This window comes from Arthrobacter sp. efr-133-R2A-63 (genome assembly GCF_030209795.1).
Classification (GTDB): Bacteria; Actinomycetota; Actinomycetes; order Actinomycetales; family Micrococcaceae; genus Arthrobacter; species Arthrobacter bambusae_A.
Genome location: NZ_JARVRG010000026.1, coordinates 115,957 through 135,983 on the forward strand (window position 1 = coordinate 115,957; position 20,027 = coordinate 135,983).

The 20,027-nt window shown below is 63.0% G+C and carries 18 protein-coding genes and 2 pseudogenes; 5 read left to right on the forward strand and 15 right to left on the reverse strand.

Features of this window, described 5'->3' with window-relative positions; translation table 11 throughout:
* Both QRN45_RS15085 and QRN45_RS15090 read right to left on the reverse strand, forming a co-directional pair.
* A complete protein-coding gene (locus tag QRN45_RS15085; RefSeq protein WP_241709438.1) occupies nt 1-483 on the reverse strand; it encodes a cupin domain-containing protein in 483 nt (160 codons plus the stop codon).
* Nucleotides 484-516: 33 nt separating this feature from the next.
* A complete protein-coding gene (locus tag QRN45_RS15090; protein WP_284763852.1) occupies nt 517-1,362 on the reverse strand; it encodes a fumarylacetoacetate hydrolase family protein in 846 nt (281 codons plus the stop codon).
* A 147-nt stretch (nt 1,363-1,509) separates the two neighbouring features.
* On the opposite strand from QRN45_RS15090, the gene QRN45_RS15095 reads away from it, so the two are divergent.
* Together QRN45_RS15095 and QRN45_RS15100 are read left to right on the forward strand one after the other, a co-directional pair.
* Nucleotides 1,510-1,908 carry a RidA family protein gene (locus QRN45_RS15095; protein WP_241709440.1) on the forward strand — a complete coding sequence of 133 codons (399 nt, stop codon included), beginning with the start codon at nt 1,510-1,512 and terminating at the stop codon, nt 1,906-1,908.
* Nucleotides 1,909-1,952: 44 nt separating this feature from the next.
* On the forward strand, nt 1,953-3,452 hold the full coding sequence (locus QRN45_RS15100) for an amino acid permease (protein ID WP_284763853.1): 1,500 nt from the start codon (nt 1,953-1,955) through the stop codon (nt 3,450-3,452).
* A gap of 92 nt (nt 3,453-3,544) precedes the next feature.
* Here the strand turns inward: QRN45_RS15100 and QRN45_RS15105 are convergent, their stop codons facing one another.
* The 10 genes and pseudogenes from QRN45_RS15105 to QRN45_RS15145 form a co-directional block, all read right to left on the reverse strand.
* The gene (locus QRN45_RS15105; RefSeq protein ID WP_241709442.1) at nt 3,545-4,741 is read right to left on the reverse strand and encodes an amidohydrolase; all 1,197 of its coding nucleotides are present in this window, start codon (nt 4,739-4,741) and stop codon (nt 3,545-3,547) included.
* On the reverse strand, nt 4,738-5,757 hold the full coding sequence (locus tag QRN45_RS15110; protein ID WP_241709443.1) for a succinylglutamate desuccinylase/aspartoacylase family protein: 1,020 nt from the start codon (nt 5,755-5,757) through the stop codon (nt 4,738-4,740). The genes QRN45_RS15105 and QRN45_RS15110 overlap by 4 nt, the downstream gene beginning before the upstream one ends.
* A 23-nt stretch (nt 5,758-5,780) precedes the next feature.
* Nucleotides 5,781-7,334: a sugar ABC transporter ATP-binding protein gene (locus QRN45_RS15115; RefSeq protein ID WP_241709444.1), complete on the reverse strand. Its 1,554-nt coding sequence runs from the start codon at nt 7,332-7,334 to the stop codon at nt 5,781-5,783.
* Nucleotides 7,335-7,342: 8 nt separating this feature from the next.
* Nucleotides 7,343-8,494, reverse strand: a complete 1,152-nt coding sequence (locus tag QRN45_RS15120) for a sugar ABC transporter substrate-binding protein (RefSeq protein WP_284763856.1) — start codon at nt 8,492-8,494, stop codon at nt 7,343-7,345.
* A gap of 52 nt (nt 8,495-8,546) precedes the next feature.
* Entirely contained in the window at nt 8,547-9,635 is a 1,089-nt protein-coding gene (locus tag QRN45_RS15125; protein WP_241709446.1) for an ABC transporter permease, read from the reverse strand.
* Nucleotides 9,636-9,790: 155 nt separating this feature from the next.
* The gene (locus QRN45_RS15130) at nt 9,791-10,615 is read right to left on the reverse strand and encodes an Lrp/AsnC family transcriptional regulator (protein ID WP_284763858.1); all 825 of its coding nucleotides are present in this window, start codon (nt 10,613-10,615) and stop codon (nt 9,791-9,793) included.
* 57 nt (nt 10,616-10,672) lie between these two features.
* Nucleotides 10,673-10,816, reverse strand: a pseudogene (locus QRN45_RS20950) (AsnC family transcriptional regulator); the annotation flags it as partial.
* 145 nt (nt 10,817-10,961) lie between these two features.
* The gene (locus tag QRN45_RS15135) at nt 10,962-11,837 is read right to left on the reverse strand and encodes a PaaX family transcriptional regulator (RefSeq protein WP_284763859.1); all 876 of its coding nucleotides are present in this window, start codon (nt 11,835-11,837) and stop codon (nt 10,962-10,964) included.
* 5 nt (nt 11,838-11,842) lie between these two features.
* Nucleotides 11,843-12,289, reverse strand: a complete 447-nt coding sequence (locus tag QRN45_RS15140; protein ID WP_284763861.1) for an acyl-CoA thioesterase — start codon at nt 12,287-12,289, stop codon at nt 11,843-11,845.
* A 225-nt stretch (nt 12,290-12,514) separates the two neighbouring features.
* Nucleotides 12,515-15,907: a DEAD/DEAH box helicase gene (locus QRN45_RS15145; RefSeq protein WP_284763862.1), complete on the reverse strand. Its 3,393-nt coding sequence runs from the start codon at nt 15,905-15,907 to the stop codon at nt 12,515-12,517.
* A 167-nt stretch (nt 15,908-16,074) separates the two neighbouring features.
* Here QRN45_RS15145 and QRN45_RS15150 point away from each other — a divergent pair, with 167 nt between their 5' ends.
* Nucleotides 16,075-16,923 (forward strand): DMP19 family protein, encoded by an 849-nt coding sequence (locus QRN45_RS15150; RefSeq protein WP_241709451.1) that lies wholly within the window; start codon nt 16,075-16,077, stop codon nt 16,921-16,923.
* Nucleotides 16,924-17,068: 145 nt separating this feature from the next.
* Here the strand turns inward: QRN45_RS15150 and QRN45_RS15155 are convergent, their stop codons facing one another.
* Entirely contained in the window at nt 17,069-17,650 is a 582-nt protein-coding gene (locus tag QRN45_RS15155) for a COG4315 family predicted lipoprotein (RefSeq protein ID WP_284763863.1), read from the reverse strand.
* Nucleotides 17,651-17,804: 154 nt separating this feature from the next.
* Here QRN45_RS15155 and QRN45_RS15160 point away from each other — a divergent pair, with 154 nt between their 5' ends.
* A complete protein-coding gene (locus QRN45_RS15160; protein ID WP_059389901.1) occupies nt 17,805-18,305 on the forward strand; it encodes a sigma-70 family RNA polymerase sigma factor in 501 nt (166 codons plus the stop codon).
* Nucleotides 18,302-19,021 carry a zf-HC2 domain-containing protein gene (locus tag QRN45_RS15165; RefSeq protein WP_284763864.1) on the forward strand — a complete coding sequence of 240 codons (720 nt, stop codon included), beginning with the start codon at nt 18,302-18,304 and terminating at the stop codon, nt 19,019-19,021. The genes QRN45_RS15160 and QRN45_RS15165 overlap by 4 nt, the downstream gene beginning before the upstream one ends.
* Before the next feature lie 30 nt (nt 19,022-19,051).
* Here the strand turns inward: QRN45_RS15165 and QRN45_RS15170 are convergent, their stop codons facing one another.
* Nucleotides 19,052-19,864 (reverse strand): methylenetetrahydrofolate reductase, encoded by an 813-nt coding sequence (locus tag QRN45_RS15170; RefSeq protein ID WP_241709454.1) that lies wholly within the window; start codon nt 19,862-19,864, stop codon nt 19,052-19,054.
* A gap of 16 nt (nt 19,865-19,880) precedes the next feature.
* Nucleotides 19,881-20,027: pseudogene (locus tag QRN45_RS15175) on the reverse strand (lipoyl synthase); the annotation flags it as partial.

Genomic DNA, 20,027 nt, shown 5'->3' on the forward strand with positions numbered 1-20,027 from the left:
TCAGGCCCTGCGGAAGTCTGCGAGGGCCTCGTCGGCAACGTCTTCGAGGTTGACCACGAGGTTCTCCGGGGTGCGCGCGGTCAGCCACACGAGTTCTTCGGTGACGGACATGTTGGCCTCGACATGCGGCATGAACGGCGGGACAAATACCCAGTCGCCCGTCTTCATGTCCAGGAACTCGGAGTAGTTCTCACCAAAGTAGATCCGGCCGTGGCCGCGGAGCACGTAGCCGCCGGTTTCCGCTTCGCCGTGATGGTGCGGCAGGGAGCGGTAGCCGGGAACGTTGGAGACCTGCCCGAACCAGATCTTGGTGGCCGGCGTGTGCTGGATGCTGACGCCGGAGACGCGGACACAGTCGCCGGACTGGGCAGTGTTGGTATCTTCTTCACCGGCGCGGGTGACGACGGGAACCACCTTGCCGTCGGCCTGGGCGTAGATGGAGTTGTCGCCTTCGAGGCGGTAGTCGGTAGCGGTTGTGTTCATAGTGGTCACTCCTTTGAAGTGCTTGGTATTGGCTTAGGCGTTGGCGGGGACGGATGCGTGGATTCTGAATTGGTTTTCCAGCCTTCCGATCCCGTCGATTTCGGTGGTGAGGAGGTCGCCGTCGTTCAGGAAGCGCGGCGGTCTCATGCCCATCCCCACTCCGCCGGGCGTACCGGTCAGGACAAGGTCTCCGGGGCGCAGGATAGTGAACTGGGAGATGTAGGAAAGGAGTTTCGCCGGTCCGAACACCAAGGTGCTGGTGTTCCCGTGCTGCACCAGCTCGCCGTTGACATAACCGCGGACCTCGAAGTCGCCGTCGACCTCGTCCGCGGTCACCAAGACCGGGCCCACCGGGGTGGTTCCGTCGAACGCCTTGCCTTGGAACCACTGCAGCGTGCGGTTCTGCCAGTCGCGCATGGAAACGTCGTTGGCGATGGTGTACCCGGCAATTGCCGCGAGGGCTTGGTCCTCGTCCGCGCGGTACAGCACGGAGCCGACCACGACGGCCAGCTCGGCTTCCCAGTCGACCTTCGCGCTGTCGTGGACGTGGATGGTGTCAGCCGGCCCGATAAGGGTGTCCGCGTACTTCGCGAAGAGCGTGGGGTATTCCGGCAGTTCGCGGCCCATCTCCTGAATGTGGTCGCCGTAGTTCAGCCCGCAGCAGATGACTTTTCCGGCCCGTGGAAGCAGGGGTGCCAGTTCAGGGTCAGTGATGCCGTGGCCTCCGGCGGTTGCCGCTTTCTCTACGATGGTTCGCCACTGCGGCTGTGCAAGAAGCGCCCCGACGTCGGTGCACGGCAGCGCGAGGTAGGAGTCGGCACCCGTGGCGAGCGCCGCCGTTGTGCTTCCACCGACCATCCGCAGTGTCGCGAGTTTCATGCGTTCTGTCCTTCCAGTGCTGCTTCCCGAAAATCTGTATGTCGACTTTTTTACGATCGTCACATATGCTCAACGTAGCACGGCAGGAATGATCTGCACAGAGGCTTTTCAAAAGTTTTCGTAGTAGCCACAACGAGGAGGAACAACATGGGCCACAAGACCGTCAATCCCGGGTCGCTCCCGAAGCCGTCGGGCTTTGCGCACGGAATGCTTGCCGGAAACACGCTGTTCTTGGGTGGGCAGACGGCCCTGGACAAGGACATGAACATCGTTCCCGGCGGGATCGTAGAACAGTTCACCCAGGCGTTTTCCAATGTGCTGACTACCCTGCGCGAGGCGGGCGGATTACCCGAGGACCTGGTCAGTGTGACCATCTACCTCACCGACGTGGACGACTACATGGCCAACGGCCGCGAGATCGGGCGGATCTGGCGCGAAATGGCTGGATCCGACTATCCCGCCATGGCTGGAATCGGCGTCACGCGGCTTTGGCAGAAGGAAGCCCTCATCGAGATCCAAGGCATCGCTGTCATCCCGGAGCGCTAGCCCCTGCGGCACAACCCCCAGAAGTTTCGAGCAAGGAGACAACGATGTCACACAGCTTCGACCTGATTAAAAACCGCGAACGCGGACTCAAGCGCGAACTCACCAGCCCACAGTTGACCATGATCGCGCTGGGCGGTGCGATCGGCACTGGGCTTTTCCTCGGAAGCAAGTTCGCAATATCTTTCGCCGGACCCAGCGTCCTGCTGAGCTATGCGATCGGTGGCCTGATCGCAGTGATGCTGATGGGCGCGCTGGCAGAGATGACCGTGGCCCATTCGACCACCGGGTCCTTCGGTGCTTTCGCCGAACACTACATTTCGCCCCTCGCCGGATTCCTGGTGAAGTACCTCTATTGGTCCTGCGTCGTGCTGGCCGTAGGCACCGAGGTCCTTGCGATCGGGGACTACATGAAACTGTGGTTCCCCGGAGTCCCACCACTGTTCTGGATCCTGCTGTTTGCCGGGGTCCTCATCGCCGTCAACATGTTCAACGTCAAGGCCTTCGGCACCCTGGAATACTGGTTCTCCAGCATCAAGGTGTTCGCCATCCTCGGATTCATCCTGCTCGCCGCCATCCTGGTCTTTGGAAAGCGAGAGGCTGGTTACGGAATCCACAACTACACTGCCGAGGGCGGGTTCTTCCCCAACGGCGTGTCCGGCATGTGGGTAGCCGTGATTGTGGCGATCTTCAGCTACCTCTCGGTGGAGATGATCGCAATTGCCGCGGGCGAAGCGAAGGATCCGGGAACGGCCGTCAAGAAGGCGTTCAAGGTCACGGTATTCCGTCTCTTCCTCTTCTACATCCTGACCCTGGCGCTGATCCTGGCCATTGCACCTGTCAGCCAGATCCTTGCCGGAAACAGCCCTTTCGTCACCGTCATGCAGGTCATTGGCATTCCGTTCGCCGATTCAGTCATCAACGTCGTGGTGATTGTGGCTGCGCTTTCAGCCATGAACTCGCAGCTCTACATCTCCACGCGCATGATGTTCAGCTTGTCCCGCGCAGGGCAGGCGCCCGCCGTGTTCGGGCGGCTTCACAAGAACGGTTCCCCGGTCAATGCACTGGTCCTCTGCACAGGTGGAATCGCCGTGGCGGCCTGCGTGTACGCCCTGAATCCGGAGTCAGGCTTCACCTTCATGATGGCGCTGTCCATGTTCGGAGCCATGGCCACGTGGCTCATGATCTTCGTGACCCATCTGGCGTTCCGACGGGCAGCGAAGCGCGACGGGACGGCTCTGTCGTACAAGCTGCGGTTTTACCCGGTGGCCTCCTGGGCCGGAGCGATCCTCATGGTTGCCATCATGGTCACCACCCTCTTCGTTGACGCCTTCCGGATGACACTGATCTTCGGGGTTCCGTTCGCCATCGGTATCGTCGTCCTCCACTTCGTCCTGAAGAAGGGCCGCAGAGGCTCCGCTCAGGGAACTGCAGAGTCCGACGCCGACGGTTCTGCAACCGGCGACGAAGGCACCACCTCCGGGCCCGCCGTCGTCGGATCCGGCTCCGACGCCGACCGGAACATGGAAGAGGCTGTGCGCTCCTAGGGTGTGGTGTGGGCCGGCCGCATTGCGGCCGGCCCACCTGCGTGCTGCCTGGACTTGCCCACGAGAACTGGTTGCCGCAGAGTTCCAGTGAGTCACGGGCGAATTCGTGTCAGCGCGGCGTCCACAACCGTCCAAGCCATCGCGATTGCGCCTTCGATGAGCGCCTGATCAGCTCGCTCCGAGGCTGCAGCTTCCGTGAACGCGGACTGATGGTTGGACACAGGCGAGTCACAAATCTTGACGTGCGGATGAAGGCTTGGGACGACTTGGGAGACGGCGCCGAAGTCGGTGGAGGCACGGAATGCGCGGGCTTCCGGATCCTGCGGAAAGCTTCGGCCTAGGGCCTCCGCATTCTGCTGATAAAGCGAGGCCAGCTGCGGCGACTGCACAACATTCGGGTATGTCAGTTCCCATTCCAATTCCACTGTGCACCCGGCCGCGAGGGCCGCCCCCGTGAAGCAGGCCTCGACACGTGGGACCATATCCTCAAGGTCCCCAAGGGTCTGGGCTCTGATCCCGTAGACACCCGCGGAACTTCCTGGGATCACGTTGGCAGCAGAACCGGCACTCGTGACAACACCATGGACTCGGGTGTCGTTGGGGAGCTGCTGGCGAAGCAAACCGACGGCGACCTGCGCGATGGTCGATGCGTCGGCGGCGTTCGCTGCCCCCCATGGCGACGCGGCGGCGTGCGAGCTCTTACCCGAGAACTCGAAGGAGAAACCGGTGCTCGCGAGGAAGCCTGGCGAGGCGTCTTCGAATGGCGCAGGATGAATCATCATGGCCATGTCGGCACCGATGAATGCACCTTGTTCCAGCATGAGGATCTTGCCGCCGCCGGTCTCCTCTGCCGGGGTGCCCAACACTTCGACCGTGAGATCGAGCTGCTCAGCCACGCCCTTCAGTCCGACAGCGGCAGCGACTGCGCATGCTGCGATCAGGTTGTGGCCGCAGGCGTGGCCAAGCTCTGGCAATGCGTCGTACTCTGCCACCACGATCGCTTTGAAGGAGCCTGCTCCGGCAACTGCGGAGATCGCGGTGTCCAGCCCAAAGGCGCGTTCTGTCACTGTGAATCCGGCTGCGCGCAGCTCGTTCGCGACTTCCCTGCTGGACTTAAACTCGGCAAAACCGAGTTCGGGCATGCCGTGGATGCGATGGCTGAGGTCTATGGCCCGGTCGCGAAAAGCCTCTATCTCCGCCTGCACTGCCCCTTTAATGGCGTTTCGAAGTTCGGTATTCCTGGTGGCAGATGCACCCATGGTCGCGGGGATGGCTGCGTTGGCGCTCATAGGTCGGCCGCCGCAACGAATCCGACAGCATGGCCTTCGGGCACGGCAAAGGACCCACCTCCTGGCGCGGTCGTCAGGAAAGCCCACACGAATCCCGTGACGGGCATCTTGACCTCTTCCAACACCGACCCATCCATGCCCACGATGTGCGCAACAATGCTGCCTTGCTCCATAACTGTTCCTGGATCGCAAACCGGGAATAGAACGCCTGACTCGCGGGAGGTGAGTACCCCATGGTAGGTGAAACTTCCTTGGAGCTTTTCAACCAACTGGGGTGCAACCGGTTCCTCCAACATTCCTAGCTTGGACATGATGTTGAGGACACCTCGGACACCCGCTTCGTATCCTTGGTGTCCATGCTCGTCGAGCAACTCGACCATCAGACCCGGAATACCATGTGCTGACGCGGCAGCAGCGGGCTGGCCGTCCACGGACCCCACCTTCTCCGCGGTGCCGTCCTCTGGGTCGGTCATCAGCACCGGGGTGACGCCGAACGCTTCCGCCATTGCGCGCTGGACTTGGCGGACCTCGGGTGAGGAGCACTGTGCCGCGAACTCCATCGACATGGGCACGGCCGGCTCCGCGTTGTTGTGCAAATCGATGTAGTGAGTCGCGACATCGAAGAGACTGCGGACTTGCGCCCCTATCCGCAGCGTTGGTGATCCGGCTGGGTCGCTGGGCCAGTAGCACGGCATTCCGAGGTGGATGCCGTCCTCGGGCGAGGCGTAGGTCGCGCGGTCGAAAGCAAGGGGATTGGTCACCGGAACTGAGATCAATGTTCCTCGCAGCCTCGCCGGGTCAATGCGCGCGACGAGCTTGAGAAGTGTTCGTGTTCCCGTGATTTCAGTGCCATGCGTGGCACCAGTGACAAGAAGGACAGGACCAGGCTCCACCCCGTGCATGATGCTTACCGGCACACTGACTACTTGTCCGGAGGCGGACGTGGTGGCGGTCAGGCGACCGTGTCGCAGTTCCCCTGCGGGTACGTGGAGGGATCCGACCTCGAATACGCTCATTGCGGGATTCCTTAATGTTGGTTTCACGATGTGGCAGGCGTCGCTGTGGAGGCGAGGCAGCGGTGGGTTATGGCATCGGTGGTTAACTGATCCCCGGTCAGCTCTCCGGAGACGGCCCCGTTCTTGATGACGATGACTCGATGACAAAGATGGGCGAGATCCTCGTATTCACTGCTCGCGATCACGACGGAGCAGCCGTCTTGGGCTGCGCGGTTGATCAGGTCAAAGAGAGTCTTCTTTGCTCCCACGTCCACGCCGTTGGTCGGTTCGTGGAGGAAGAGAACGTGGGGACGGGTGAGCAGCCACTTGGCAAGGATTAGTTTTTGCTGGTTGCCGCCGCTGAACGAGCTGAGGGGCAGATCGGGCGCCAGTGGCCGCAACCCAACACGGCGCATCGCCTCGATTGCGTCCTTGTGCTCCTCTGAGTAGGCCATGCGACCCGAACGCCAGTAACGCCTCATGGTGGCCATTGTGAGGTTCTCGGCCGCCGAAGCCGCCATGAGTCCGCTGGAGGTCGCCCGATCTGCGGGGATATACGCCATCCCCATGCTCATGGCACGGCGCGGTCGAAGCCACTTCTGCTCGACTTCCGTGCCCTTGACTTCGACTTTCCCTTCTCCGCGGCTTGCGCCGAAGCACAGACCGATGATCTCCTCGAAACCATCTCCCACGAGGCCCGTCAGCCCGAGGATCTCTCCGCGGGACGCCACGAATGAGACATCACGCGTTTCTGCTCCGCTGAGATTTGTAGCCCGTAGGACGGGTTCAGTCACGCTCGTATGCTCGGACGGATAGAGGTTCGTGAGCTCCGTGCCAAGGATGGCCGTTATGAGGTCGTCGGTAGTCGCTGACGCGACATCCATGGTCGCCACGACTTCGCCTGACCTCAGGATGGTCGCCCGATCGCAAATATCCTTCACCTCGTCGAGTCGGTGCGTCACAAATACCACCGAGCTACCGGTGGCCTTGATCCTGCGGAGGACCTCGAATAGCTGGTGCACCGCGTCCGCCGGGAGGTAGGCTGTGGGTTCGTCTAGGACGAGCACACCCTTTTCCTCGCCGCTTATGGACTCGATGCCCCTGATGATCGACAGCATGGCCCGCTCTACTGCGGACAGGCGTCCGACCACCGCGTCGGGCGAGAGCCCGAGCCCGTACCGTCGGAGGGTCTCCTCGGTATAGGACCGCTGGGCGCGCCAGTTGATCCTTCCCCACTGTGTTCGGTAACGCCCTAGCCCTAGCGTCTCCATGACGGTGGATGAAAGGACCAGGCCGAGATCCTGGTGCACAAATCCAAGCTTCAGGCGTTCTGCCGTCTTAGGGTCGATCGGGAGTCCCTCCGACCGGCCGGACACCGTGACGCGGGGAGCATTGTCTGCCGCGTAGCCCCCATCCGGGGCGATCTGGCCGGCGAGGAGTTTGATCAGTGTGGACTTGCCTGAGCCATTCTCGCCCAGTAGGGCATGGATCTCACCGGACACGATGTTGAGATATGCCTCCTTGAGGACGGGACGGGCGCCGTAGGACTTAGTGAGATGCTCGGCCCGGAGCAGGGGCTCCTGGTTCGTTGAGTTCATGGTACTGATCACCCTTGCCAGAGCCGGGTGTAGAAGGTTCGGAAATCGAACGAGCCGTACCAGTCGCCGGACTTCTTCGCCAGGTCGATCGTGTCGATGTTGGCCCGCGTAAATGTCCGGTTCGGGACCTGCTCGTCTGCAACCGCGTCCTCGCCTGCGATCGCGCGCATCGCCTGGTCAACCGCCGCCCACCCCATTTGGTAGAGGTTGGTCCCTACTGTGGCCGCCTCCGGGTCCGCCTTGTCCTGGAGCCCGCTCAGCGCCCCGACAATGGCGTTCGAGCCCACCAAGCGGATGTTTCGGCCAGCGAGCCCGGTGATCGACGGCTTGATCGCCAGATTCATGTCGTCGACAAGGCTCACAACGTAGCGGGTTTCTGGATTGCGCTGCAGAAACGCGTTGACCTGCGGTTGCAGGAGGGACGACCAAGCTTCCAAAGGTGCGTCCTGCACGGCGACCTTTGCATCGGGGCACAACTGGGCGAACTGTTTCGTGAACTGGTCGACCACATCGGAACTCGAGGTTCCGAAGCTCGAAGAGCCCAGGTAAAGCACACCTGCGTGGCAAGACGAGTCCGCAGCCACGAAGTTGGCCTGCCGTGTGCCCACGTCGTTCGTTGCCGACGCGTAGGCGAATACACCGATATCCGCAAGTTCCTTGGAGACCTTGCCCGGCGCGTCACTGCCGACACTGATCACGGGGATCCCGTGGCTTTTGGCCCCGGTGATGCTCGATGCGACGCTCTTCGGGGGCGTGCCCTGAAGGAGGATGACGTCGACGGATTGGGCAACTGCCTGATCTACGAGGGAAGCGGCCTTCGGAGGATCGCCCTCGCTGTCCGAAACAGTGACGGTGGCACCCGCCGCCGCGGCGCCCTCCTTGACGCCGGCAAGAACGTCCTGGCTGAAGGGGAAACTGAGGCCGCTCGCGATGAACCTGATGTTTTTGCCCCGTAAGGAAGTCCCGTTCTTGACCGACGGGATCTTGGGACTAGCGGTCACCGGCGCAATGTCGAGGGCTAGCGCCTTGGTGGCGATGCTTTCCGGGTTTGAGGTCCCCGCGGCATTTGTGCTCTCACTCGCTCGTTGACAGCCCGTCATGCCCAGGAGCGCAACGGAAATCACGATGGGCAGGATTGCTGCACGTTTCTGTCTCATCATTTGAAATCACCTAAATTTTGTTTGGGTCGAGAACGACATTGTTCTTGGATGCTTATGCGCGAATTGTTCGGCCGTTGCGGCGGGCCGCAAACGTTGAGAGGGCGACTCCCAGGATCAGGGCCATGCCGTAGAACACCTGCGTCACCCAGCCGGCCAGTCCCAAGAGCTGGAGCCCGGTGATGCCGGTTGCGAGGAAGTATGTCGCGACCGCCGTTCCTAAGATGTTGAAACGACCGGGCGTGAAACTGGTGGATCCGAGCATCGCGGCCGCGAACGGTGCGAGCGCGTAGCTGGTACCAACGTTTGGGTCGGCCGAGCCGAGCACTCCGGTAAGCAGAACTGCGGCCACCGCGCCAAGAAGGCTGGATACGATAAGGGACCCGGCTCGGATCGCGTCCACTCGAACTCCGGACAGGCGAGCTACCTCTCGTCCGGCACCTGTGAAGTACAGGCTGCGGCCGATGGGCGTGTGCTGGAAGACGTACCACGCCACCACAACCACACCCAGGGCGTAGAAGAAGACGAGCTGGATCCCGCCCACAGTGCTTCGGGCGGCATCGACCAGGTCCACAGAGATGCCGGTGACGGTGAGGTTATTGAGCCCCAAAGCGAAGCCGATGAGCACCGAGGTCATCGCGAGCGTCACAATGAGTGAACTGATCCCGATACGGACGACGAAAAAGGCGTTCACGCATCCGACTACCAACCCAATTGCCAGCGCCACGAGCACTGTCGGCATCAGCGGCCACCTTTGGATGACGTTTAGATACCCCATCGTGACCACCGTGATCACAACTACACCGCTCGACGACAGATCGAACTCCCCGGCGGCCATGGGAATGGTCACTGCGATTGCCACGATAAGGACCGTGGCCTGCGAACTCAGAAGGTAACCCAAGTTCGAGCCTGAGAGGAAAACTCCGGGCAGGAGCACGCCAAAAGCCACGATCATCAGGGCCCAGGTGATAATCAGCCCGAAGCGCGAACCGATCAGAGCGATCCAATCGTGACGCCGCAACCTGGGCTCGGCCAGTGGTGCGTCAGTCGTGTTTGCGGGACGGGATGGTCCGTCCTTAACCAGGCCGCCGCGAGACGTCGCGGGGGAGGCCGCAGGGTCTTGTCCGATTCGCGTTTGCGCCATTTTGTCACTCCTATGGATCTCACTCAGTGCTTGCGCGTTGTCGCGCTTTAAGGAAAGTCTGAGGTCAACGATCATAAGAGGCAGAAATTTGTTTGAATTCAGCAACAACACGGCCAAAATTGTAGGAAAACGATCCTTGCTCCGGGTGGTTGGGCTCAGTCCGTCCACGGTCGGAGCGGGACGACGCCCGCGGACCGACCATTTTCTCCGAGAAGCCTGCCCATTCGCTTGACGGACCGCAGATCGATAACCCGGTTAGACACAACTACAAAGGGATACCGCTCAAGCAGGGTTGCCTCTACCGCCTCGATCTCTCCCAGCGAGTGGAGCCAACAGGTCGCCATGAGATTGTTGGGTCCTGTCGTTGCCGCCGCGACACGAACTTGAGAGGATCCAGCCAAGCTCCGACACACCTCCTGAAGCCTGTTCGCGGGAACCTTGCCCCAGATTGTTGCCGAGATGGGCCAGCCAAACACTGGCGCGGCAAGATCGCACCTGACTCGCACCACCCCACTGTCAACAAGCCGGCCCACGCGACGCCGGGCGGTCGCCGGGGTCACGCCCGCCTGTGCCCCCAAATCCTGGAAGGCCATTCGGCCGTCCATCACCAACGCGTCCAGCAGAGAACGATCCACTGGATCTAGCTGCGGCATCTCCCGGCGGTCGAGCGGATCCCGTGAAGTTACTGATGCGAGCCTGCCAACCTGACCGGCGTCCATCGCGCGGAGCCGCCAGCGGCTACCCTCTCCGTACAGTGTGGTTACAATCGATACTTCGACACGGTCAACTCCGGGATAGCTCCCCAGCCGGCTCAATACACTCTCGTGAAGCGAGTAGAGGCTGCTTGAGAACACCGTCATGGAAAGATCGGGCGCGCCCCCCGTGATTTCCAAGGTCGCCACTGAAGGGTCGTTCTGCAGCCTTACGACCAATTTTTCCCGAAGCCGTGGACGGCACCACATCAAGACGAACGCGGTCACGCCAACAGTGTGAAAAGCCGGACCGGGCGTAGCGCTCACCCAAGCGAGCCCGGCTTCGCGCAAGCGGTCCCACCGGCGAGCCAAAGTGATTGGCGCGACGTCCAGCGCCTGGGAGATCAGAGCCCATGGCGCGCGCGGCGCGCGCTGCAGTGCCTCCAACAACGCCAAGTCAAGCTCGTCCGGAGCGATGGATTCGTGCACAATTCCTCGACTATTTGAAGGTTGCTTCCCTGATGAGGCGGGACGAGACGACCCGATGTGGCGTTGGCCTTGCGAGACCTGTGCGCGAACTTAACAGTCGACTCGGCGGTATGTCAAAGTCCGTGTTGCCTGTTGCTGGATCGCACTAGGGTGCCACCAGATCCACGTGGCCGTGGATGAGCTCGTGTGCGTGGGCTGCCGCGAGGGGCGCGGCAAGGCGATGAACCGCCTGGAACGTCTCGCGAACCGCCGGGCCGCGCCAGTCCTTCGGGAGGTATTCCAGCGGCAGGTTCGGGTCCCGGTACGGGAAGCGGCGCCATAGGGTCAGCATGGGAATGTAGTAGCGGAAAGCGTCTCGGCGCAGCTGGGCTGTCGAGTTGGCCAAGGCAGCTTCTGGATCATCTCCTACCAGTCCGGCCCAAAGATCTCCGGCCCCTTCGTAGAGATCCAAGAACTCCGCGAATTGCTCGTCGATGGCCTTCAGATCCCACCATTCGGCCACCTTCGGCCGCATGGCGCCCTCAAACAGGTAGTCTCCGCGGAAGAAGTCCACAAACTGGATGAGACCGCGCGAGGTAAGCCGCTCACGGGCCTGTTCAAGGACTTGGGCCGGCGCAATCCATACTCCCGATGCCACGGACCCGAAACCGAGTCCGGACAGCTCGGAACGCAGTTGATGCCGGCGGTTCCGCATTGACTCGGGGACGGAGAACACCGCGAGGACCCAGGATTCCAACTGGGCGGATCGATCGGCGGCGAAGATCCTCCGGTCGCCCTCGCGGAAGACGTCCAGAACGGTGTCAGAGAGCTCGTACTTGGCGACCCCGTCCTGGCGGACGCTTTTGAGGACACCTTTGGCCTTCAGCCGCGAGACCGAGGAACGGACTCCCGGCGCGTCGTAGCCGAGGTCGCCCAGCATCGAAATCAGGACGGAAACAGGGAGGGCATCGCCCGAGCTGCGGCCGTAGAGCCCGTAGATCGTGACGATCAGTTGCTGGTGGCGGACCGGGGGAGCAGGCATGTCCATCACAGGTTCAGACCCTTCGGGACTGTCGCGCCGGCGGCCTGCCGGATCCGTTCCGGCCACGGCTGGGCTGTGGCTGAGCCCGCTGGCACATGAGCGGTGGTCAATGTCCCATGGGCTGCCAGGCCGCCCGGCGAGTTTGGATGCGCGTGGCCGTAGACCTCGAAGGCAAGGGTCATGGACGTTCGGCCGAGTTTTTGGATCCTCACGGTTGCTGTCACCCGTTGGCCAAACCACAGCTTGGCCGTGTAATTGACCACTTGCTGCACTCGTGGCGCGCTCGGAAAGTACTCCGGAAGCACCAGATTGCGGAAGAGATCTGCCTCGGCAGCCTCGACCCAGCGCATGATCGCCGAATTGTGTTGATGGCCCGACGCATCGGTGTCAACCCATTCCACAGTTCTGTCGATGCTTGCCTGCGTCTCTGACGGCGCTTCGGTGCCCTCCACGGTTCCCCCTTCGGCGACGTTGTGCTGCTCAGGCCGCGTTCAATTGTATACACCAAGTGACGGCCGTTCGGAACTCGATATGCCGAAGCGGGGGTGGCCCGGGCGGAACCAATCACGGAAGCAGCCATATAGCCTCCTGAAACGGTGAGTTAGTCGCTCCCTATTCACATTTGTGGCATCAAAAGTGAATAGCGGCGGTCCTGGTCGTTCCTCAGGCGCGCATCCTTACTCTGCGAACAAGCCCGCCAGGTCCTCCGCCGTGAGCGCGCCACCGGACAGGGCGTCGCCTTCCATGACGTCCGCGAAAAGCTGGGACTTCCTGGTCTTGAGCGCCATGACCTTTTCCTCGATCGTGTCCTTGGCCACCAGGCGGTAGACCATGACGTTCCTGGCCTGCCCGATCCTGTGGGTGCGGTCCACGGCCTGCGCTTCGGAGGCCGGGTTCCACCAAGGGTCCAGCAGGAACACGTAGTCGGCTTCGGTCAGGTTCAGGCCGAAGCCGCCGGCCTTCAAGGAAATGAGGAACACGGGCGCTGCGCCGTTCTTGAATTCGCTCACGACGTCGGCCCGGTTCCTGGTGCTGCCGTCGAGGTAGCAATATTCAATGTCCTCCGCCTCGAGCCGCTCCCGGACCTTGCCCAGGAACCCCGTGAACTGGCTGAAGATGAGCGCCCGGTGCCCCTCGGCAACGATGTCCTCCAGCTGTTCGAACAGCACATCCAGCTTGGACGAGCGCACCGCGGACAAGGACTCGTCTACGAGGGAGACGTCCAGGCTCAGCTGCCGCAGCAGGGTGAGCGACTGGAAAATGGTGAAGCGGTTCTTATTGACGTCGTCGATGAGCCCCAGGATTTTCTGCCGCTCACGCTGCAGGTGCGTCTGGTACACCTTCTGGTGCCGCGGGTTCAGCACCACTTCAAGGACCTGCTCCTGCTTGGGCGGCAGGTCCTTGATCACTTGCTCTTTGGTTCGGCGCATCATCAGGGGACGTACCCGACGTCGGAGCTTGGCGAGCTGGGCCTTGTCGCCGTTCTTCTCGACCGGCTTTTGGTAGTACTCGGCGAAGCGGCGCGGGCTGGAGAACAACCCGGGTGCGACAATCGAGGTCAGCGCCCAGAACTCCATGAGGTTGTTCTCAAGCGGCGTTCCCGTGATGGCCAGCTTGAAGGACGCCGGGAGTTTGCGGGCGCACTGGTAGGCCTTGGACTGGTGGTTCTTGACGAACTGGGCTTCGTCGAGCATGAGCCCGGCCCATTCCTTGGCTGCGTAGGCCTCGTAGTCGATCCGGAACAGGGCATAGGAGGTGATGACGACGTCGGTTCGGGCCATGGCTTCCTGCGGATCCGCGCCGGACTTGGCGAAAGTCTCTCCGATGGTCTTCACGCTCAAACCGGGCGCGAAGCGTTGAACCTCTGCAGCCCAGTTGCCCACGACGCTGGTGGGAGCCACCACCAGGAAAGGAGCGGAGCCACTCGCACCGGCCGGGACGTCTGCGTCGGATTCCGCTCGCTCCTTCGCCGCGCACATCAGGGCAATCGCCTGCACTGTCTTGCCGAGGCCCATGTCGTCGGCCAGCACACCGCCGAGGCTGTGCCGGTACAGGAAACTCAGCCAGTTGAAGCCCTCCAGCTGGTATGGACGCAGCTCCGCATCGAGCGAGCCCGGCAGCGGCAGTCCGGTCACGCCGTCGTCGAGCAGGCCGCCCACGGCCTCGCGCCAAGCAGCCGCCTGCTCATCGACAATTCCCAATTGCGCAAGCTCATCCCAGAGTCCGGCCTGGAAGCGGCTGATCTGGAGGGTGCCGTGCCGGTCCGGGTTGTCCTGCAAGGACCTGGCTTCGTCGATCAGCGCGCGGAGCTGGTGCAGTTCGGGCAGGTCCAGCGAGAAGTAGGCGCCGCTCGGCAGCAACATCCGGCTCTGGCCAGCGGCGAGGGCGGAAAACACCGCGGCGAAGGACACCGGTTCGCCTTCGAGCGTGATGACGATGCCGAGATCGAACCAGTCGCGGCTGTCGGTGGCCTTCGTCGAGATGGAGACAACGGGAGCCTCGGTGGCCTCGCGGTAGTCGGCGATCTCACCCGAGGTGTCCACAACGACGTCGGGCAGCTCGCGGAGCCGGGGCAGCACCTCTTCGGTGAAGGCCAGGGTGTCGAGCCCGTCCAGAGCTACCGAGGCCGCTAGCCGCGGAGCCCCCCATCCGCCGCTCGACGACTCGCCCAGCGCGCCAACCACGTCCCAAGGCCGGCCCAAGGTCTCCAGGATCCGGGCTTCCTCGGCGTCGTCGCGGTAGCCGTGGTCGTCCGGATGCCGCCAGAGCGGCTGGGCCGTCACAAGCTTTCCGGCTTTGTAGTGCCACTCCCAGTGCAACCGCACGCGGTGGTCGGAGCCGTAGTTCGCCAACAGGGACAGCGTGGGCACTGCCAGGACCGGCAACTCCACGGAATGGTCCGCCGCCGTGACCCGGGTGGACTGCTTGAGCTTCGGATAGAACGCCGTGAGGAATCGCTCTTCGTCCTTCGCCGGGATCTGGAGCCGGGATGCGCCCATGACGAAATCGAGGAGTTCCTGCGACTCGCCGCCCTCCAAGGGGGCCAGTGTAATCAGGTTCTCCGGTGCCGACACCCCGGGCAAGTGGCCCTCGCCGGGACCAGTGAAGAACAAGCCATGCGCGGGACGCCCAAGCAATCCCAAGGTCGCGGGATCAAGAGTGTCCCCGCCCAAGGTCACCGACGGCGCGAGCTGCAGGCCGTCGTCGGGCCGGCTGAGGTCAAGCCCGACGACGGCGGGCTCCGCGGCAATGCGGACCGGCTCGCTCCCGCCGGAGTGGATGAGCGAGACCCCGACTTTCGAGGCTTCGGCCAGCAGGCTCCACAGGTTCTTGCCGGCGAATTCGTTGAGGAGCATCCACATGCTCGACGTGAGCTGCCGGTAGTCCGCAGTCGAATGCGCGGCCAGGAAGTTCTGCATCCAGTCGATATGGGCTTCATTGAACTCGCGCTTGTAGCCAAGGTAGTTCAGGTTGGTCCAGGAAACGCCGCCCCGGATCCACTTGCCCTTGGCTCCCATCATCACCGGACGGGCCTTGAGCTGGCGCACGCTGCGGAGCGGGTCGCGCCGGCCTGTGTAGGAGAAGTGCGGGGCGGGTTCTTCCACTTCGAAGGCAAGGGCCAAGGGGAGGCCCTGGCCTTGCGGGGTGGTCCCTGGAGTGGCGATGAGCTTGCTCAGTGCCTGCTCCCAGGCCGGCCGCTGAACGATTGCTCCGGGCTGGGCCGTCTGCCCGAACGCGGGCGCGCTGAGCAGCTGTGCCCGCACGGCGGGATGGTCTTCGGCCGCGAAAAGAAGGGCAGCCACGTGTTTGCAGTCCTTCCGGACGGGGCAACTGCACACGCCCACGGTGCAGCTCCAGCCGCCGGGCTTGCGGACCAGCTTGGCCGACGTTGAATACGGCGACGGGCCGCTGCCCCTGACCTTGCCCATCATCAGGCCGGTGGCGGAGTCGAAGGTGATGCCGCTGACCCGGCTTCCCATGGCATAGGCGAGGCCGGCCGCGAGGGAGCGGTCGTTAATGGCGGGTGTCTGAATCGCCAGTTCCCAGGAATCGTCTGAGTGGGAAGGCATTCGTTAAGGCTACTTTCGGCAGGAGGCTATCTATGAATCCTAGGGCCCACTGAGCGGCCCTGAAACTTTGCCGGACGTTCACCTCTGCCTAGCTTGCCCGACAACCGCCCCCGCGTACGTTGAAAGGGTCCGGAGCAGCACAAGCTTCCCAGCAGTGAGGAAATCCCATGACCAGCAATGAGAACCCCGTCGTTCTGACGAAGGACAGCATCGAGGCCGACAGTGCCGACGTTGTGGACGCGAACGTCACCGTGGTCAACGAGATGTACGAGGAGCTCCTCAACCATGAGGAAATCGCTACCAATGCCCTGCGCAGCTACTTTGTGGACTACTACCTGACACAGGCACTCGCGGGCGGTTTCGCCCAGTACGTTTTCACGGTCCCGGAACGCGAAGAGGTGGATGCGTTTGTCCGCGAAGGCCTCGAAGGAATGGGCGCCAAAGGGCACCTTGAGCTGTTCAACCGCACTGCCGCAGCTTTCGACGCCCTGTCCGAGGATGATGCCGAGGCCTACCTGGACGGCGACCTTGACGAGTCCGAAGTGGCACCGGAAGCCGTTGCCGAACTCGAGGCCCTCGACGGCGAATTCGAATCCCTCCTGGAGACCGAAGACATCATCGAACTCAACGCAGCGTGGCTCCGCAGCCAGGACGGCGTGCTCTACCTGGACGAGGAGCAGCTGAAGGCCCACATCGCCGAGCGCGTAGCCCTCATCCCGAACCTCGAAGAGCGTCAGGCCGAGGCGGCCGAAGCTGAACTTGAGAACGCCCCTGAATTCGAGCTCATCATCCGTGAACTGTGCGACGTTGCCGGCTACCAGCTGGAGAAGATCACCATGGGCGATCCCAACTACGAGCACGACGGCGAGACGATCCTCGCCTGGCACTTCGCCACGGACCAGGGCAACTACATCATGATCGAAGAGGACGACGAAGCCTTCATGATCCACCCGGAGACGAAGGAAATCATCGCTGCGGTGGAGTTCGAGGACGCTGACGAGTTCGAAGACGCCTAAACGCCCGCTCACCTTTGGGGCTTCTGAGGCCGACGCCCGCTCACCTTTGGGGCCTTTTGGACAAACGCTCGCTCAGATCTGCCGGCCGGTCCGGACAGATCTGAGCGAGCGTTTGCCTTTTGGGGTGCAAAGGTGAGCGAGGGTTTCAGTAGCCCATGCTGCTGCCGCTCGGGGTGCTGCTGCTCGGGGTGCTGCTGCTGCTCGGGGTCACCATGGAGCCGGACGGGCTGACCAGCGACCAGACACCGCCCACGCCTTGGCCGTAGGTGTCACCGGAGTCTTCGTCCTTGGAGTAGAAGTAGATGGGCATCCCGTTGATGGTGATCTGCATCTTGCCGTCTGCTGTGGGGATGGTGCCGATAGTTCCGCTCACTCCGTCAACTCCAGGCATGGCCGACGTCGTTGTCACGGGAGGCCAGAGGGTAGCGCAGCCGCCGGTGCAGGCACTCTTGCCGGAATCCTTGGCGTCCTTCGCGAAGAAATAGACGCTCTTGCCGTTCGCCGCAACCACTCGCTCGCCGAAGCTCGACGACGCCGTCTTCAGTTCCGCCGCGCCAGCTGAAGTGCTCGACGACGAGCCGCCAGAGCTCGCCGAACTCGATGCCGCCGGACTCGAGGCCGCGGGGCTGGAGGCACTTGAGGACGACGCGCCGGGGCTTCCTCCGCAGCCAGTGAGGGCGATGGCCAGAGCAAGGATGCCGAGCCCGGTGCCGAGTTGCTTCTTCATGGTTTGCTCCTTCGCTTCGACCGGCCGTGGACGTGCCGGAAGCTAACCCGTACGACGCCGCCGGGTGAAGAATGGTTCACAGGGCTTGAACCCTATTCGCGGTCCGCACGTCGTATCGCAAGAGAAGGGGAAGCCGAGCACCAAGGAGGCGCCGATGCCGCTCGACGAGGACGTGGTGGCCGCGATCTACCGCGACCACGGTACGGCCCTGCGCCGCTTCGTGCTGAGCTGCACGCCGGACGCGCACTTGGCTGAGGACGTGGTGCAGGAGACCATCCTCCGCGTGTGGCAGCACGCACCGCAGATCACCGGCAGCTTGCGCAGCTATTTGTTCCGCACTGCCCGCAATGTCATCATCGACAACTACCGCAAGGCCCAGCGGCGCCCGGCAGAGGCTGCCGAACGCGACATGGCGGACCCTGAGGAGGCCACCGAGCGGGTGGACGAGCTCCTCAACCGGGTCCTCATGGAGGAGGCGCTCCTGCGGCTCAGCACCGAACACCGGGAGGTCCTGGTAGCACTGCATTACGAACGTTTCACGGTGAACGAGGCCGCGCTGAGGCTCAACATCCCCAGCGGCACAGTGAAATCCCGGGCCTTTTACGCCGTCAGGGCGCTTCGCACGATTCTCGACGAAATGGGGGTGCAGCGGTGAACGAAACCGGACTTCACCAATTGCTGGGCGCCTACTTGCTGGGCGGACTCGAGCCTGCCGAGGCCCGTGTTTTCGAGGAGCATTTGGCAAGCTGCGCCGACTGCCGGCTCGAGTTGGGCGAGCTGGAAAGCCTCCCGGCCCTTCTCGACGCCGTCCCCGTGCCCGACGCCGTCGCGCTCGCCGCCGGGCGCCCCGCCGTCGAGCCTTCCGCCGTCGAGCCCGCCGCGGCCACTGCCGACCCCCGCTCACTTATGGGGGCTTTTTCAGAAACGCTTCCGCAGCCGATTCTCCTGAAGATGGCAGCCCGGCGGCGGAAATCCCGACGCCGGTGGACGGCCCTGGTGGGTGCCGTTGCCGCCGCTTGCCTTGGAGTGGGCATATTGGCGGGGCCCGTGTTGAACCAGCCGCCCAAGCCAGACGCCAGCTATTCGGTGCAGACGGACAACGGCCTGCAACTCACGGTGGGGCTCGTCCGGAAGGCGTGGGGGACGGAGCTGCAGCTGGAAGGCCGCAGCATGCCGCCGCAAGGCACCATGTACCTGTGGGTCAAGGGCCGCGACGGCACGGAGGAAATGGCCTGCGGCTGGACCGCGACGTCCAGCGGGCACATCAAGGTCACGGGCGCGACGCCGGTCCAGCTCGCCGGGATTTCGGGCGTGGAACTGCGCGACGACACCCAGAAGACGGTCGCGGTGATTTCGGTCCCGGGGAGCTAGGGGTTTCCGGGACCTAGGCTGTTGGCAGCGCTACGCGGTCGCTGCTTCGCTGGCGTCAGGATCGGGCAGATCGTTTCGCTCCCAGATGGGCATGTCCAGTCGGTTGAAACTGTAGAGATGGATTCCCGAGACCCCATTCGGCTGCGCCATGAGCTCGGACACCAGGGTTTCCGGTGAGTACTTGTCCGGGCCCAGGAGCTTGCGGGCAAGAGTTCCCTTGTTGCTGAGGAACTTCAGCGACGTCCCGACGCCGATCTGGGTTGCCAAGGCCAGCAGTTTTGTCCGGGGAACTGCTCCGGCCACGCCGGCCCATACGGGAAGCTCGACGCCTTCCCGGCGCAGGAGCGCGGCGTAGTCGAGGATCTTCGGCGCGGAGAAGCACATCTGCGTGACAACATGCGTCGCCAGCTGTTGTTTCGCCAGCAGGGCGTCCAACAAGTCCAGCCCGCTCACGGAGGGGTGTCCCTCGGGGTAACCGGCGATGCCCGCTGTGATGCTGCCGCCGGTGTACTCGGCGATATCCGCCAAGAGCCCAAGGCTCGATCGGTAGGGGCCCGCGCCAAGAGGTCCGTCTCCACCGATGGCGAAGACCTCACTGATCCCGGCGGCCTCGCAATCCCGGAGGATGCCGGAAAGCTGCGCCCGGTTCTCCAACCCACGTGCCGAGAGGTGCGGAATCACGGTGTAGCCAAGGAGGCTGAGCCTGACGGACGCCTCCATGGTCCGCGCGATGCCGTGATGGGGCAGGCAGGTGACGGTGAGTGTTGTGGAAAGCGGTACTGTTGCCTGGACTTTCTCAACGATTCCGTCTGAGGGAATGATTTCAATCCGGGTGGGGAACATGCTGGCTCCTTCCGGATCAGGCCGTCGCGTGGTGTGCGAGGAGGGTGCGGGCTTCCTGGCGGGTGGTGCCGGAGTCCTGGATGCCTTCGGCGATGTGCTCTAAGTGCACGGGGATTTCGCGGCCTTTTTTGCGCATCGCGGTGGCCCAGAGGCGTCCGGCGCG